Source organism: Streptomyces sp. NPDC003327 (genome assembly GCF_053589515.1).
Genome location: NZ_JBSFSA010000017.1, coordinates 30,007 through 44,954, shown reverse-complemented (window position 1 = coordinate 44,954; position 14,948 = coordinate 30,007). Strand labels below are relative to the sequence as shown.

Annotated in this window: 15 protein-coding genes; 10 read left to right on the top strand and 5 right to left on the bottom strand. The window is 75.2% G+C overall.

What is annotated here, in order from left to right; all coding sequences use genetic code 11:
• Positions 1-77 precede the first annotated feature (77 nt).
• Complete coding sequence (locus ACWDVG_RS16480; protein WP_451699882.1) at positions 78-485, top strand: tyrosinase family oxidase copper chaperone; 408 nt, start codon at positions 78-80, stop codon at positions 483-485.
• Complete coding sequence (locus ACWDVG_RS16475) at positions 469-1,335, top strand: tyrosinase family protein (protein ID WP_451699881.1); 867 nt, start codon at positions 469-471, stop codon at positions 1,333-1,335. Before ACWDVG_RS16480 ends, ACWDVG_RS16475 begins: the two co-directional genes overlap by 17 nt.
• Positions 1,336-1,409: 74 nt before the next feature.
• Here ACWDVG_RS16475 and ACWDVG_RS16470 read toward each other — a convergent pair whose 3' ends face one another.
• The 5 genes from ACWDVG_RS16470 to ACWDVG_RS16450 all read right to left on the bottom strand — a co-directional run bounded on the left by ACWDVG_RS16470 (position 1,410) and on the right by ACWDVG_RS16450 (position 4,616).
• Complete coding sequence (locus ACWDVG_RS16470) at positions 1,410-1,700, bottom strand: chaplin (RefSeq protein ID WP_451699880.1); 291 nt, start codon at positions 1,698-1,700, stop codon at positions 1,410-1,412.
• A gap of 305 nt (positions 1,701-2,005) precedes the next feature.
• Positions 2,006-2,515, bottom strand: coding sequence for a hypothetical protein (locus ACWDVG_RS16465; RefSeq protein WP_451699879.1), 510 nt, complete (start codon positions 2,513-2,515; stop codon positions 2,006-2,008).
• A gap of 114 nt (positions 2,516-2,629) precedes the next feature.
• The gene (locus ACWDVG_RS16460) at positions 2,630-3,451 is read right to left on the bottom strand and encodes a hypothetical protein (protein ID WP_451699878.1); all 822 of its coding nucleotides are present in this window, start codon (positions 3,449-3,451) and stop codon (positions 2,630-2,632) included.
• A gap of 161 nt (positions 3,452-3,612) precedes the next feature.
• Positions 3,613-3,888 carry a hypothetical protein gene (locus ACWDVG_RS16455; protein WP_451699877.1) on the bottom strand — a complete coding sequence of 92 codons (276 nt, stop codon included), beginning with the start codon at positions 3,886-3,888 and terminating at the stop codon, positions 3,613-3,615.
• A gap of 488 nt (positions 3,889-4,376) precedes the next feature.
• On the bottom strand, positions 4,377-4,616 hold the full coding sequence (locus tag ACWDVG_RS16450; RefSeq protein ID WP_451699876.1) for a chaplin: 240 nt from the start codon (positions 4,614-4,616) through the stop codon (positions 4,377-4,379).
• A gap of 461 nt (positions 4,617-5,077) precedes the next feature.
• Between ACWDVG_RS16450 and ACWDVG_RS16445 the strand changes: the two genes are divergently transcribed.
• From ACWDVG_RS16445 to ACWDVG_RS16410, 8 genes are all read left to right on the top strand, one after another.
• On the top strand, positions 5,078-6,214 hold the full coding sequence (locus ACWDVG_RS16445; RefSeq protein WP_451699875.1) for a glycosyltransferase: 1,137 nt from the start codon (positions 5,078-5,080) through the stop codon (positions 6,212-6,214).
• Positions 6,211-7,665 (top strand): exopolysaccharide biosynthesis polyprenyl glycosylphosphotransferase, encoded by a 1,455-nt coding sequence (locus ACWDVG_RS16440; protein ID WP_451699874.1) that lies wholly within the window; start codon positions 6,211-6,213, stop codon positions 7,663-7,665. Before ACWDVG_RS16445 ends, ACWDVG_RS16440 begins: the two co-directional genes overlap by 4 nt.
• 1 nt (position 7,666) lies before the next feature.
• A complete protein-coding gene (locus tag ACWDVG_RS16435) occupies positions 7,667-8,983 on the top strand; it encodes an O-antigen ligase family protein (RefSeq protein ID WP_451699873.1) in 1,317 nt (438 codons plus the stop codon).
• Positions 8,984-9,116: 133 nt separating this feature from the next.
• The gene (gene murJ, locus ACWDVG_RS16430) at positions 9,117-11,273 is read left to right on the top strand and encodes a murein biosynthesis integral membrane protein MurJ (protein WP_451699872.1); all 2,157 of its coding nucleotides are present in this window, start codon (positions 9,117-9,119) and stop codon (positions 11,271-11,273) included.
• On the top strand, positions 11,170-11,979 hold the full coding sequence (locus ACWDVG_RS16425) for a polysaccharide deacetylase family protein (RefSeq protein ID WP_451699871.1): 810 nt from the start codon (positions 11,170-11,172) through the stop codon (positions 11,977-11,979). Before murJ ends, ACWDVG_RS16425 begins: the two co-directional genes overlap by 104 nt.
• Positions 11,976-13,109: a glycosyltransferase gene (locus tag ACWDVG_RS16420; RefSeq protein ID WP_451699869.1), complete on the top strand. Its 1,134-nt coding sequence runs from the start codon at positions 11,976-11,978 to the stop codon at positions 13,107-13,109. The genes ACWDVG_RS16425 and ACWDVG_RS16420 overlap by 4 nt, the downstream gene beginning before the upstream one ends.
• A gap of 13 nt (positions 13,110-13,122) precedes the next feature.
• Positions 13,123-13,806, top strand: coding sequence for a lipopolysaccharide biosynthesis protein (locus ACWDVG_RS16415; protein WP_451699867.1), 684 nt, complete (start codon positions 13,123-13,125; stop codon positions 13,804-13,806).
• Complete coding sequence (locus ACWDVG_RS16410) at positions 13,803-14,933, top strand: GNAT family N-acetyltransferase (protein WP_451699865.1); 1,131 nt, start codon at positions 13,803-13,805, stop codon at positions 14,931-14,933. Before ACWDVG_RS16415 ends, ACWDVG_RS16410 begins: the two co-directional genes overlap by 4 nt.
• Positions 14,934-14,948: the final 15 nt, after the last annotated feature.

Sequence of the window (14,948 nt, the reverse complement as noted above, 5' to 3'; positions counted from 1 at the left end):
GGGGTTTTCATCGTTGTGCCCTGAGGGCTTCCCCTGTCCGCAGCGGAGGCCCCCAGCCGACCACCAGGAGATCGATCATGATCGTCCCGCGCCGCGTCGCCCTGCGCTCGCTCTTCGCCGTGGCCGTCACCGCCCTCACGGGCGGCGCGCTCGGCCGCATCGCGAGCCGCTCCCCCGCCGCCCCCGCCGCCGGGGACCCGTACGCCTTCGACGAGATGTACGGAGGCCGCCACGTCCGGGGCTTCTCCGGGCCCGACGGCCGGCCCGTGGCCCTCGTCGACGGCCGCCCGCTCCATCTGATGCGCTGCGCCGACGGCGGATACGTCACCCCGGTCGACCACTACGCGTCCAGCCCGACCCCGCTGGCCGCCGTCCGCGCGGCCGTGGACGAACTGGGCTCCGCCCCGCTGTCCCGCTACGCCGCCGGCCACGGCGCCACCCCCACCGACCCGACGGGAGGGACCCCGCGTGGTGTACACGCGTAAGAACCAGCGCGACCTGACGAGCGCCGAACGCCGGAAGTTCGTCGCCGCCGTCCTGGAGCTGAAGCGCACCGGCGCCTACGACCGGTTCGTACGCCTCCACATCGACCACTACGTCGCCGACGGCGAGGGCCGGCTGCGGACCGCGCACATGGCGCCGAGCTTCCTGCCCTGGCACCGCAAGTTCCTGCTGGAGTTCGAGCGCGAGCTGCGCCGCCTGGACGCGACGGTGAGCGTTCCGTACTGGGACTGGACGCGGGACAACACGCCGGCCGCGTCGCTGTGGGCCGACGACTTCCTCGGCGGCAACGGCCGGCGCTCCGACCTCCAGGTGATGACCGGCCCCTTCGCCCACTCCGGCGGCCGGTGGACGATCACGCATGCGATGACCGAGGGGCGCTTCCTGACCAGGGACCTCGGGCGTCCCCGCGACCCGATCCAGCTGCCCACGGCGGCCCAGCTGGAGGACGTCATGCGGGAGCGGACGTACGACACGGCGCCCTGGAACTCGACGAGCACCCACGGCTTCCGCAACCGGCTGGAGGGCTGGGCACCGGGCCGGGGCAACGAGCGGTACCTCGTCCACAACCGGGTGCACCGCTGGGTCGGCGGCCTGATGCTCGGCGGGGCGTCCGTGAACGACCCGGTGTTCTGGCTGCATCACTCCTTCGTGGACCTGGTCTGGTCGCGCTGGCAGCAGCGGAACCCGTCCGCCGCGTACCTGCCGGCGGAGCCGCCGCCGCTCGGCGACGCCCAGTACCGGAAGGTCGTGGCGCGGCACCAGCCGATGGCGCCCTGGGGCGTGACCCCGGCGGAGATGTTCGACCACAGCCGGATCTACCGCTACGCCTGAGCGTCCGCGCGCCCCCGCACGCACGAAGGTCCCCCGGCCCGAAGGACCGGGGGACCTGTGCGGAGCGAGGGGGATCAGCCGCCGTAGCCGCCGTTGCCGTGAGCGCCGCCGTTGCCGTGCCCACCGTCGACGTTCGCGCAGGTGTTGCCGAAGGCCGGGTTCAGCAGGCCGATGACGTCGACGGTGTTGCCGCAGAGGTTCACCGGAACGTGCACCGGGACCTGGACGATGTTGCCGGAGACGACACCGGGCGAGTGGGCGGCGACGGCCTCGGCGCCCGAGTCGGCGACGGCCAGGCCGGCTCCGCTGAGGGCCACGGCACCCGTGCCGGCGAGAACAGCGGCAGCCTTCGCGATGCGAGACATCAAGAACTCCTTGGACGTGGAAAGCGACCGCAGGGATCACGGCCGTCTTCCCCATCAACGGCGTGCGCCGGAGCGGGTCACGGGCGTTGGGCCGAACGAGAAGAAGAAAATCCGAAAGAAACGGCCCGCGCTCCGGAGAACGCCCGCCGCCGGATACGACGGAACGGGCCCCGGGTGCGCGGGCCTCGGCCATGCGACAAGCCTTCCGGTGCAACGACCCGAGGCCCAGGGGGTGGCGGGGAGGAAACGTGCCTTCACCCGCCCGGACAATGGTCGTACAAACGAACGGCGGTGCGTCGTCGGGTTCAGTGGCCCGGGGCCAGCCCGAGCTGGGGGTCGAGGGCCCCGCTGAGGACCGGGGTGAGCAGACCGACCTGAGGCTTCGCCAGGTCGGGGAGGTCGGCGAGCCCGTCGCCGCGCGGCGCCTTCACCGGGTTGCCGACGACGGCGCCGGGGGTGGCCGTCTTCATCTCGGAGTGCGGGCTGCTCAGCAGGGCCCGGCCCGGGTCGCTGCCCTCCAGGAGCTCGGGCAGCGGCGCGTCCACCACCGTCGCGGGCAGGGTGCCGGTCAGCGGGACGGCCGGCAGGGCGATGTCGGGCAGGACCCCGTTCCCCTTCTGGAATCCGGTGGGCGCGCCGGGCATGGGCACGGGGACGCCGGTGGCGACCGTCGGGGCGTCCATGGGGAGGACCGGCTCGAGACCCTGGAGGGGAACGATCACCGGCGCCTCGACGGCGGAGGCGGGAGTGGCCAGAGCGGCGGAGGCGAGCGCGGTCATGAGGAGTCCCATGCCGGCGTGAGAGCGCAGAGTCATGCGTGGAGAACGAACGCCTTGGCCGAAACGTGACGGGCGTCCCCCATGTGCAGCAACGCACAAGGCCCTCACCGGTGAGGGCGAGGGCCTTGATTGACGTCAGGTCAGCACGGCTCAGTGCTGCCTGCGGGACACCTTGGCGATCCGTCCACCGCGGAGGTGGACGACGACGCCACCGACGATGAGCGCGGCGCTGATCGCGGCGGCGCCCATGAGGGCGGGGCCGCTACCGGTGTCGGGGAGCTCGGGCTTGGTGGGCCCGGTCGACGTGGGCGAGGGGTGCGTGGGCTCCGTCGGCTTCGTCGGCGTCGGAGTCGGCTCCGTCGGCTTCGTCGGCGTCGGCGTGGGATGCGTCGGCTTCGTCGGCGTCGGAGTCGGCTCCGTGGGCTTCGTCGGCGTCGGCGTGGGATGCGTCGGCTTCGTCGGCGTCGGAGTCGGCTCGGTCGGCTTCGTCGGCGTCGGAGTCGGCTCGGTCGGCTTCGTCGGCGTCGGAGTCGGCTCCGTGGGCTTCGTCGGCGTCGGAGTCGGCTCCGTGGGCTTCGTCGGCGTCGGAGTCGGCTCGGTCGGCTTCGTCGGCGTCGGCGTGGGATGCGTCGGCTTCGGCGGATGCGTCGGGGGAGGCGTCGGCTTCGGCGGGTACGTCGGGGGGTGCGTGGGCGGGTGCGTGGGCTCGCCCGGCTCGTCGCCGTAACCGCCGTCGTCGTCGTACGCCTGGGCGCAGAGGTCGCCGACGGCCTCCCCGGCGAGGCCGTCGAGATCGAGCCCGTCGCAGATGTCCCGCGGCAGGGGAGCCTGGGCGTGTCCCGCCGTCGAGGGACCCGGCGAATCGCCCGAACCGGGATGGGAGTTCGCGGCCAGGGCGAATCCGCCGGTCAGCGACAGGATGCCGGTCGCTGCCGCCGCCGTGAGTACTTTCCTGCTGATGATGGACCGCATACCGCTCTTCCTCTGGAGAAAGGGAGAGACCGGCAAGGATCCCCCCCTCGCTCCGAACCGGCCTGTCCACGCAGACGCTCGCGTGAATCTGCGCAGAGCGTAGGGAGCGGTGCGCCACTCGCAGCGGTACCCACACGGCGAGCGGTCAGAAAATCATTCGATCAGCCGCCAAGCGGAGCAGCGGGCAGACCACCGAGCAGCGGGACGCCGCCCTTGCCGGCCTCGTTGAGCTGGCCGACGGTGTCCGTGACGGACTTGACCGGCGAACCTTCCGTGGTGCTGCTCAGCACATCGGTCTTCAGCCCATTGGCGGCGATCGCTTCGAGGCCACCGTTCAGGCTGGTGGGGGTCAGCGCCTCCGTGGCCATGGCGGGCGCGGCGGCACCCAGCGCCATGAGCGAACCGGCGACGACCGCGGCGACCTTGGTGGGCTTCATGGGGTGAATCCTTCCTGTGGCTTTCAAGTCGCTTTCCGCGCGGGCTTCTTGACCGAATCCCGCGCGTTCTTCTGCCTTCTGTAACGACAGGTGACCGTCCCGGAAACTCCGGGAGGGAGGATTTCTCGACACTGCACCCGATCGATGTCGACCGGGCCTATGTGTCGATCACACATGCGCGCACCGGACCCCGAGGCCCCGGGGGGCGCACACGCGTTCCCTTTCCTTGCCGCGCCGAGCGACCGCCCTCTGCTCGCACCTGCGGCCATAGCCGTGCGCGACCGGGGAACTACGGAGCGCCACGTACCCGTTTCGAGTGAATCCGTGGCACCGGCTGCCCACCCGGAGGGGCGTACGCCGTTGCACCGGACGGCGCACTCGGCTGCTCCACCCGTGAACCGACCCCGTAGCCGCAAGGAAAAAGCCGGTGCGCCCACCCCGTCGGGGTGGGCGCACCGGCTTCGGAAGGACCGATCAGGCGTGCCCGATCAGGCGTTGACGCAGGTGTTGCCGAAGGCCGGGTTCAGCGCGCCGATGACGTTGACCGTGTTGCCGCAGACGTTCACCGGGATGTGGACCGGGACCTGCACGACGTTGCCGGAACCGACACCGGGGGACTTCACGGCAGCGCCCTCGGCGATGGAGTCGGCGGCGGCGGCACCGGCGGCACCGGCGACCGCGGCGGCGGCACCGACGGTCAGGACAACGGCCTTCGCGATACGGGACATGGAGAAGCTCTCCTCGATCGATTTTCAACTCGGACTGCGCGGACTGTTCGGCCCGGCTCCTTCAACAACGCCCCGGCTATTCATCGGTTGCTCTCCCGAACGGGTGACGTTCAACCGATCTTTGGGCCATAGGAGGGCCATTCGAGCGACTGGGCGTGGAATGGCGCAACACACCCAACGAGGAACCGGCCGTACGGATACGGGAGTTCGCGTTTCCGGGCATCTAATGCTTACTATCGCCCCGCATCGGGGTTATAACGTTCCCGAACGTTGCTTCCGGGCCCGCCGCGCGTTCACTCATTTCGTGCGGACGACACCTTCCCCTCCCCCGGCCATCACGGGTGTTCCCTTCCTTCTCTCAGCAAAGCGGAGAACCTGTATGCGGAATTCAGCGGTATTCGGCACCGGGTGGACGGATGGACGTCCCGAGGGCGCGGACACCCTGGACGTCCGGCGCTGACGTGGTGTCATCGAGCGAGGCGGGCCGCGGGCCCGTCACCGTCCTGCACGCGGTCCAGCCGGGCGACGGCGGGGTGGCCCGGGTCGTCGTCGACCTGGTCCGCGCCCAACGCGCCGACGGGCTGCGCGTGTGCGTCGCCTGCCCGCCCGGCACCGAGCTGTCCGCGGCCGTCCGGGCCGAGGGCGCCGACGTCCACGACTGGCGGGCCGGGCGCGACCCCGGCCCCGCGCTCCTGCGGGAGACCCGCGACCTGGCCCGGCTGGTCCGGGCGCTGCGGCCGGGGATCGTCCACGCGCACAGCGCCAAGGCCGGGCTGTGCGCACGGCTCGCCGTGCGGGGCCGTGTCCCGACCGTCTACCAGCCGCACGCCTGGTCGTTCGAGGCGGTCGAGGGGACGACCGCCGCGCTCGCCCGCGCCTGGGAGCGCTTCGGCGCCCGCTGGGCGGACCGGGTGCTGTGCGTGAGCGAGGCCGAGCGGCGTACGGGCGAGGCGGCCGGAGTCAGGGCCCACTGGACCGTCGTCCACAACGGTGTGGACGTGGCCCGGTTCGCGAGCGACGGGCCGCCCGGCAACCCGGCGCCGACCGTCGTCTGCGTGGGCCGGCTCTGCCGCCAGAAGGGCCAGGACGTGCTGCTCGCCGCCTGGCCCGGCGTCCTCGCCGACATCCCGACGGCCCGGCTCGTCCTGGTCGGCGACGGCCCGGACGGCGAGCGGCTGCGCGCCGCCGCCGGCCCCTCGGTGCGGTTCACCGGCGCCGTCGCGGACACCGCCCCCTGGTACCGGGCGGCGGACGTGGTGGTCCTGCCGTCCCGCTGGGAGGGCATGGCGCTCGCGCCCCTGGAAGCCATGGCCGCCGGGCGGCCGGTCGTCGTCGGTGACGTCGACGGGGCCCGCGAGAGCCTCCCGCCCGGCCACGAGGCGCACTGCCTGGTCCCGTCCGAGGACCCGGCCGCGCTCGCCGCCGCCCTCCGCCGCCTCCTGGGCCGGCCGGAGCTGCGCGAGCGCCTGGGCCGCGAGGCCCACGAACACGTACTCAGCAGATTCGACGTGCGGCGCACCGGCGCGGCCGTCGCGGGGGTCTACCGCGAGCTGGCCGGAGTGCGGGGCACCGAGCACAGAGAGCCGATTGCGCAGTGACCACGGAAAGCACCAGCGTTCCCTCCTCGCCGGGCCCCTGGCCCGCCGCCGGCCAGACCTTCGGCCTCGCCTCCCTCGCGCCGCTGCGGGGCGCGCCCGACCGGGTGTCGGTGCCCCGGCACCGGGCGGTGCGGACCAGGTCGGGGGTGCCGGCCCTGATCGCCGCGGACTGCCTGGCCGTCCTGACCGCGGCCGTACCGCTGACCGCGGTGCACCGGGACGCCCGGCTGCTGCTGCCGGTCCTGCTGCTCGTCCTGCTCCTCGACGGGCACGGCGGGCTGTACCGGCCGGCGGCGCACGTGCGGATGCTCGACGAGCTGCCCGCGCTCGCCTCCCGCGCCGGGTTCACCTGGTGCCTGGCGGCGGCCGCGGTCGCCGCGTACTCCCCGTCACTGGCCTTCGGGCCGCTGCGGCTCTGTGCCGCGTACGCCGCCCACGTCGGCGCGGTGTGCGCGGTGCGGGGCCTGCTGCTCGCCCGCAGGCGGCGGGTGGCGCGGGCGCATCCGCGGTCGGCGCTGGTCGTCGGCGGTCACGCGGCGGCCCGCCGGTTCGCCTCCGCGGCCGTGCAGCACCCCGAGTACGGGGTGCGGCCGGTGGGGATCGTCGGCGTGCCCGAGCAGGGCGGCGCGCCCCGGACGCCCGGGGAGCCGGGGCTTCCGGTGCTCACGACGACCGAGGAGATCCACCGGGCCGTCATCCAGAACGCCGTGCGCGACGCGGTCTTCCTCGACGACGACCCCGGTCTCGTGACGCTGTTCCAGCAGTACGGCTGTGCCACCTGGCGGGTCGGCGGGCGCCACCAGGACGGGCCGATGGGCGAACACATGTGGGGCTACGCCTGGCGCCGGATCGCTCCGGCGGAGGGCGAGCGGCACGGGCGGACCGCCAAGCGGGCCCTGGACATCGCGCTCGCGGTGCCCGCGCTCGTCCTCGCGCTGCCGGTGCTCGCGCTGTGCGCGCTGGCGGTGCGGCTCTCCGACGGGCCGGGGATCCTGTTCCGGCAGGAGCGGATCGGGCAGCACGGCCGCCCCTTCACGCTGCTCAAGTTCCGTACGCTGCGGCCCTCGGACGACTCCGAGTCGGCGACCCGCTGGTCGGTCGCGGGCGACCGGCGGATGAGCGCGGCCGGCAGCTTCCTGCGGAAGTCGTCCCTGGACGAGCTGCCGCAGCTGTGGAACGTGCTGCGCGGGGACATGAGCCTCGTCGGGCCGCGGCCCGAACGGCCGTACTTCGTCGCCCAGTTCAGCAAGGTGCACCCCGGCTACGCGGACCGGCACCGGATGCCCGTCGGCCTCACCGGTCTCGCCCAGGTCCACGGGCTGCGCGGCGACACGTCGATCGAGGACCGCTGCCGCTTCGACAACCACTACATCGACCACTGGTCGCTCTGGCAGGACGTGTGCATCCTGATCCGCACGGCCGTCGGGCTCGTCCGGCCGACGGGGAGCTGAGGTGGCGACGGCCGTGACGGCGCCGCCCCTCGCGGGGGCGGCGGACGTACGGGACTGGGCGCGCAGGGCCGGGGCCCTGTCCCCCGTCCTCGCGGTGATCGCCCTGCTGCTCCTCCCCGGCGACGGCGGGGCGCAGGGCGGGACGGGCGGCACCGGGACCGTCGCGGACGCGGCCTCCGGGCTCCTCGTGCTGATCTGCCTCGTGCGGGTGCTGCGCGGCCGGTCCAGGCCGCTGACCCGGACGGCGGCCGTCGTCCTCGGGCTGCCCGTCCTCGGCGTCTGCCTGGCCGCGATCACCTCGAACGACCCGGCGGCGAGCCTGCCGGGCGTCGCCCGTTACGTCCAGGTCTTCGTCCTCGTCCCGTGCGCCGTGCTCCTGATGATCCGTGACCGGCGGGACTTCGCCGTCGTCGCCTGGGGCCTGGTCGGACTCGCGCTGCTCCAGGGGGCGGTGGGGGTGGCGCAGTTCCTGACGGGCACCGGCGCCTCGTACCAGGGCGAGGACATCCGGGCCGTCGGCACCTTCGGGCCGACCGACGTGATGGGCATGGCGACGGTCGTCTCGTACGGTCTCGTGATCGTCGTCGGCATCGCGCTCGGCGGCCGGGCGGGCCGGGCACGGACGGCGGCCCTCGTCTGCACGGGCCTGCTGTGCGTGCCGCTGGTGCTGTCGTTCAGCCGGGGCGCGTGGATCGCGACCGTCCTCGCCTGCTCGCTCCAGCTGGTCCTCTCCGGGCTGCGCAGGGCCGGGCGGGTCGCGCTGGCCGTGGGGGCGCTCGGGGTGGTCCTCGTCGGCGGGTTCGGGATCGGCTCGGAGGTGGTCGAGGAGCGGGTCGCGAGCATCACGCGGGTCGCGGCGGCGCCGGACCAGTCCGTGACCGACCGGTACACGATGTGGGCGGCGGCCGGGGAGATGTGGCGCGGAGAGCCGCTCACGGGGGTCGGGCTCAAGGGCTTCCCGCAGTACCGGGACTCGCACGCCTCGGTGGCGTTGTCCTCGGGCAGCGACACGGCGGGCGCGGGCGCCGCGTTCCAGCGCCAGCCGCTGCTGTCGCCGCACAACATGTACCTGCTCGTGCTGAGCGAGCAGGGGCTGCTCGGTCTGCTGGCCCTTGCGGGCAGCTGGCTCGCGCTGCTGGTGGGGGCGTTGCGGCGGCGCCGGCTGGGGACGGACTGCGCCCTGGTGGCGGCGGGCCTGCTGTCCTGGCAGCTCATCGACTTCTTCTACGCCGACATCGGCGGCCCTTCGACGGTGCTGATGTCCGTCGTGTTCGGGCTGGCGGCGTGGTGGTCGCTCGCGGAGGTGCGGCGTGCGTGACCCGTGGACCGGGGAACCGGAACCAACGGCCCCGCCCCCGCCGCCCCCGCCCCGCGGCGACGCCCCGCTCTCCGACCCCTGGCCGACCTCGCCTCCGGGCGCCACGGACTCGCCGTGGCCCCCGGAGGCCGTGGTGCTGCCCGGGCCGGACGCGGGGCCGGGGGCCGTCGGCCGGGCGGTGCCGTACGACGGCTTCACGGCGGGCCTCGCCGTGACGCGCCGCCGCCCGCCGGTCGCTCCGGCGCTGAACGGCGAGGGTCCGACGGACTCCGCCGGGGCCGCGGTCACGGGCCCGGCGAACCACTGGTGGCCGCCGGCGGACGTGGCGGGCCCGGGAGCGGCCACGGGCCCCGCCGCCGACGGGGGGCGGGCGGCTCCGCCCGCGCGGTACAGCACCGTTCCCGCCCACCCGTCCGCCGGGCCGGCCGGCGCCCGGCGGGTGACTCTCCGGCGTGCCGCCGCGCCCGCCGTCCCGCTCGTGCGGGCTGACGACACCCACGACGGCGGGCGGCGGGCGGGCGCCCCGCCCGTGCGGAGCGGCGGAACCGGCCCGCGTCCGGCTGCCGACCCGGTCGTATCCGCCGCGGACGGCAGCGGACCCGCGGGGGAACCCCCCGTGCGGGCGGGGCGGGGGTTCCTGGCCAAGGCGGCGGCCGTCACCGCGGGGCTCACCGCAGTCGGGGCCGTGCTCGGGCTCGTCCGGGACCAGATCCTGGCGGGGTACTTCGGGGCGGGGGCCGAGACCGACGCGTTCCTGGTGGCGTGGACCGTGCCGGAGTTCGCGTCGACGCTCCTCATCGAGGACGCGCTGGCGCTGATCCTGGTGCCGGCGTTCTCCCGCGCCCTGGCCCGCCGCTGCGAGGGCCTCCTCGGCGACGACCCCGTGCGGGCGCTCGTCCGGGGCACGCTGCCCCGGCTCACGCTCACCGTCGGGATCGTCGCCGCCGTCCTCGTCGTGGCCGCGCCGCTGGTCGTCTCGGCCCTCGCGCCCGGACTGCCCGATCCGACGCTCGCCGTCGACTGCACCCGGCTCACCGCGACCTGCGTGCTCTCCTTCGCCCTCGTCGGCTACTGCTCCGCCGCGCTGCGCGCCCACGGCCGCTTCCTGCCGCCCGCCGCGATCTACGTGGCGTACAACGTCGGCATCATCGGCACCGTCCTGGTCCTGCGCGAGCCGTGGGGGGTGCGCTCCGCCGCCGTCGGGGTGGCCGTCGGCGGGGTCCTGATGGTGCTGGTCCAGGCCCCCTCGCTCGTACGGGAGCTGCGGGCGCGGCCGGTGGGGCCGGTGGGGCCGCGGGAGCCCGCGGCGCCCGGATCGGGGGGCGCGGAGGCCCGCGTCCTGGTGCTCGGGCTCATCGCGCCGGTGGTGGCGTTCTCGCTGGTCCGCCAGTCGCAGACGCTGATCGAACGGTTCCTCGCCGCCCCGCTGCCCGCGGGCGCCATCTCGCATCTGAACTACGCGCAGAAGGTCGCGCAGATGCCGATGATCCTCTCCCTGATGCTGTGCACGGTCAGCTTCCCCGTGGTCGCCCGCGCCCTCGCCGCCGGTGACCGGGAGGAGGCCAGGCGCCGGGTGGAGCGGGACCTGCTGCTCGCCGCCGTCGTCGTCCTTGTCGGCGCCTCGACGGTCATCGCCGCCGCGCCCGGCATCGTGGAACTGCTGTTCCAGCGCGGTGAGTTCGACCGTACGGACACGGTGGCCACGGCCTCCGTGATGCGGGTGTACGCGCTGGGCCTGCTCGGCCAGACGATGGTCGGCGCCCTGGTCCGCTGCTACTTCTCCGCCGCGCGCCCGCTCTGGTACCCGGCCGTCTGCATGGCCGCCGGGCTCGCCGTGACCGCCGCCGCCGGGGTGCCGGGGGCGCGGGCGTGGGGCGCGGTCGGCATCGCCGCCGCCAACGCGCTCGGCATCACCGTCACCGCCGTGCTGCTGCTGCGCGGCGCGCACCGCCAGACCGTGCCGGTGCGGGTCGACCGGCTGGGGGAGGGGTTGCTGCGGCTCGCCACGGCGGGCGCCTGGGCCACCGGCGCCGCCTGGCTGTGTGCGGCGGCCGTCGGTCCGGCCGTCCTGTCCGTCGCCGTCGCGTGCCTGGTCGTCGGCGGCGTGTTCCTGCTGTTCCTCGCCTGCGCCCCCAAGGTGCCCGAGATTCCGCCCCTGCCCCGCTCCGCCTCCCGGAGGACCGCCCATGCCCGCCGCCACCGCGCTGCGCCGTCTGCTCCCGAAGCCTCCTCTGTGGGTGAAGCCGCCCCTGTGGGTGGCGATGTACCACTCGATCACGGATCCCGGTGACGACCCGTACCGGGTGACCGTCTCGCCCGTGCGCTTCGCCCGACAGCTGCACTGGCTCGGCGACCGGGGGCTGCGCGGGGTGTCGATGCGGGAGCTGCTCGCGGCGACCGCCGAGGGTCGGGCGCGGGGACTCGTCGGCCTCACCTTCGACGACGGGTACGCCGACTTCGTCGACTCGGCGCTGCCGCTGCTGCGCCGGCACGGCTTCACCGCGACGGTCTTCGCGCTGCCGGGACGCCTCGGCGGCGAGAACGCCTGGGACACGGACGGCCCGCGCAAGGCGCTGCTCACCGAGGACGGCATCCGGCGGATCGCGGAGGCCGGGATGGAGATCGGCTCGCACGGCCTGCGCCACGTCCGGCTCCCCGAGACCGACGACGACCAGCTGGCGACGGAGACCCGACGGAGCCGTGAGCTCCTGGAGGAGATCACCGGGCAGCCGGTGACCGGGTTCTGCTACCCGTACGGGCGGACCGACGCGCGCGTGATGCGCGCCGTCCGCACGGCCGGTTACGGCTACGCCTGCGCGATCGACCCAGGCCCGCTCACCGGCACGTACGCGCTGCCCCGCGTCCACATCGGCGAGGCCGACACATCCTGGCGGCTGGCCGCCAAGCGGGCCCTGCACCCGCTGCGCCGCCGCCACCCGGCCGACCTGTTCCCGGCCCCGGTGGCCGCGGACCGCACGGCGGTGGGCGCGCGATGAGGGTCCTGCACGTCATCACGGGTCTCGGGATCGGCGGCGCCGAGCAGCAGCTGCGGCTGCTGCTGCGTCACCTGCCGGTCCGCGGCGGGGTGGTGACGCTCACCAACCCGGGCCCGGTGGCCGCCGGGATCGAGGCGGACGGCACGCCCGTCACCCACCTCGGCATGGCGGGCAACCGGGACGTCGGCGCGCTGCCCCGGCTCGCCCGGATCGTCCGCCAGGGCGGCTACGACCTGGTGCACACCCATCTCTACCGGGCGTGCGTGTACGGCAGGCTGGCGGCCCGGCTCGGCGGGGTCCGCAGGATCGTGGCGACCGAGCACTCGCTGGGCGAGGCGCAGATCGAGGGCCGGCCCCTGTCGGCGGGCACCCGGGCCCTCTACCTCGCCTCGGAGCGGCTCGGCACGTCCACGGTGGCGGTGTCGCCGAGCGTGGCGCGCCGGCTCGCCGCGTGGGGCGTGCCTCCGGACCGGATCCGGGTCGTCCCCAACGGCATCGAGAGCGCCCGCTTCGCCTTCGTCCCCCGGGCCCGCCGGCTGACCCGGGGCGTCCTCGGCCTGCCGGAGGACGCGTTCGTCGTCGGCGGGGTGGGGCGGCTCGCGCCGGGGAAACGGTTCGACCGGCTGGTGCGGGCGGTGGCGGCGGTGCCGGAGGCGCGGCTGCTGCTCGTCGGCGAGGGCGAGGAGCGCGAGGAGCTGCTGCGGGTGGCGCGTGAGTGCGGGGCCGCCGGGCGGGTGCTGCTCGCCGGTGCCTGCGAGGACCCGCCGTCGGCGGCCTCCTCGGGGCCTTCGCTGCCGGAGCTGCTCGCCGCGATGGACGTCTTCGTGTCGACCTCGCCCGACGAGGCCTTCGGGCTCGCGGTGGTCGAGGCGCTGGCCGCGGGCCTGCCCGTGCTGTACGTGGCCTGCCCGGCGATCGACGACCTGCCGCCGGAGGCGGCGCCGGGCGCGCGCCGGATCGGCGAGTCCGTACCCGAGCTGATCTCCGCGCTGCACGGCGTCCGGGAGGCCCGGACGGTCCGGCTGCCGCTGCCGGCGGCGGCCCGCCACTACGACATCGCGCACAGCGCCGGGCAGTTGATGTCCCTCTACGAACAGGCCGTCCACGGCCGTCCCTCCCCCGCGAAGTGAGAGAGCCCGCACGATGAACACCACCCCACCCCGTACCCTCCTGCCCGCCGGACTGAGGCGTCCGCCCGGCCGCTGGGCGGTGCTTCCCGCCGCCGTCCTGGCCGGGGCCGTCCTCGGTGGCGGCTACGGTGCGCTCGCGACCCCGGAGTACGCGGCGACCAGCTACGTCATCGTCGTACCGGGCGAGAAGTCCGACCCGTCGGCGGCGCTCGGCTTCGCCCAGGCGTACGGGCGGGTCGCCACCGACATCGCGGTGACCGGGGACGCCCAGGTGTGGGCGGGCGTCAGCGCCGCCACGCTCCGGAAGAACGTGCAGGCCGAGACCTCACCCGACGCGCCGATGATCTCGATCACCGCGCGGGCGGAGAAGCCCGCGCAGGCGGTGTCCATGGCCGACGGCGTGGCCCGCGCGCTCGTCCTCAACAGCTCGCACGTCGCGGGCAGCACGGGCGTGAAGGTCGTGCAGTTCTCCCGCGCCACCAAGCCGGTCGACCCGGTCTCGCCGTCGGCACCGCTGTCCGCCCTGGTCGGCGCCTGCGCGGGCGGCCTGCTCGGCGGGCTGGCCCTGCTGGTCCGGCCGAAGCGGGCGGGCGCGCGCGGGGAGGCCCGCCACTCCCGGCAGGCGTCCGGCGCCTCGGCCGCGTCCGTGCCCGCCCCGGCGGCCTCCGCCCACCAGCCGGAACCGGAGGCGGTGTGACCGCGAGCGCGCTGCGGACCGAGATCTGCCGTGACGAGGAGGGTTTCGGGCGGCTGGCGGCCGAGTGGACGGCGCTGTACGGGCGCTGCTCCTCCGCCACCCCGTTCCAGTCCCACTCCTGGCTGCACTCCTGGTGGCTCTCGTACGGCCGTCCCGGTGCGCTGCGGGTGGTGCTCGTACGGGCCGGGGACGGCACACTCGTCGCCGCCGCGCCCCTGATGCGGGCGCGGGGGCCGCTGCCCGTGCTCACCCCACTCGGCGGGGCCATCACCGACTTCACGGACGTGCTCGTCGACGACGCCCGCCCGGAGGCGGCCGCGGCGCTCGCCGGGGCGCTGGCGCGGGCCGCGCGGGGCGCCGTGATCGACCTGCGGGAGGTGCGGCCGGGCGCGGCCGCGGAGCGGGTCCTCGCCCACTGGCGGGGCCCGCGGCGGCGGTTGCCCGACTCGCTCTGCCTCGAACTGCCCGCCGTCCCCATGGAGGGGCTCCTCGCCCGCATCCCCTCGGGGAAGGCGCAGCGGGTCCGCGCCAAGCTGCGGAAGGTCGACGCCCTCGGCATCGACTCGCACGTCGTCCCCGCCCCGGACGTGCCGGCGGCCCTCGACCGGCTGCTGAGGCTGCACCGGCTCCAGTGGCAGGGCCGCGGGGTGACCGCCGAGCACACGAGCGAGCGGTTCGCCCAGCACCTGGCGCGGGCGGTGCGGCCCATGGTGGAGCGCGGCGACGCGATGGTGACCGAGTTCCGGCTCGGCGGGGACGTGGTGGCCGCCGACCTGACCCTGATGTCCCCGCGCCTCGCGGGCGGGTACCTGTACGGCGCGGATCCGGAGCTGCGCGCCCGCAAGGTGGACGTGGCCGCGATGCTGCTGCGGCACGGGGCGCGGGAGACCAGCGGGGGCGGGCGGGCGACGCTCAGCATGCTGCGGGGAAGCGAGCCGTACAAGCACCACTGGCGGCCCGAGCCCGTCCGCAACCACCGGCTCCTCCTCGCCGGGCGGGGTGCGGCCCCGCTGCTCTGGCTGCGCGCCGGGGCAGCCGACGCGCGCCGCTGGGCGGCCCGTCAGGCGCGGGAGCGGGCCTGGGTGGGCCGCGCCCTGGACCGGCTGCCGGTCCGCCCCCGGGGGTGAACGGCGGCGGACCCG

Coding starts and splice junctions, on each gene's coding strand:
- ACWDVG_RS16460 (WP_451699878.1), bottom strand. CDS start 3,451: ATGCGGTCCATCATCAGCAGGAAAGTACTCACGGCGGCGGCAGCGACC.
- ACWDVG_RS16415 (WP_451699867.1), top strand. CDS start 13,123: ATGAACACCACCCCACCCCGTACCCTCCTGCCCGCCGGACTGAGGCGT.
- ACWDVG_RS16420 (WP_451699869.1), top strand. CDS start 11,976: ATGAGGGTCCTGCACGTCATCACGGGTCTCGGGATCGGCGGCGCCGAG.
- ACWDVG_RS16465 (WP_451699879.1), bottom strand. CDS start 2,515: ATGACTCTGCGCTCTCACGCCGGCATGGGACTCCTCATGACCGCGCTC.
- ACWDVG_RS16480 (WP_451699882.1), top strand. CDS start 78: ATGATCGTCCCGCGCCGCGTCGCCCTGCGCTCGCTCTTCGCCGTGGCC.
- ACWDVG_RS16425 (WP_451699871.1), top strand. CDS start 11,170: ATGCCCGCCGCCACCGCGCTGCGCCGTCTGCTCCCGAAGCCTCCTCTG.
- ACWDVG_RS16470 (WP_451699880.1), bottom strand. CDS start 1,700: ATGTCTCGCATCGCGAAGGCTGCCGCTGTTCTCGCCGGCACGGGTGCC.
- ACWDVG_RS16450 (WP_451699876.1), bottom strand. CDS start 4,616: ATGTCCCGTATCGCGAAGGCCGTTGTCCTGACCGTCGGTGCCGCCGCC.
- ACWDVG_RS16455 (WP_451699877.1), bottom strand. CDS start 3,888: ATGAAGCCCACCAAGGTCGCCGCGGTCGTCGCCGGTTCGCTCATGGCG.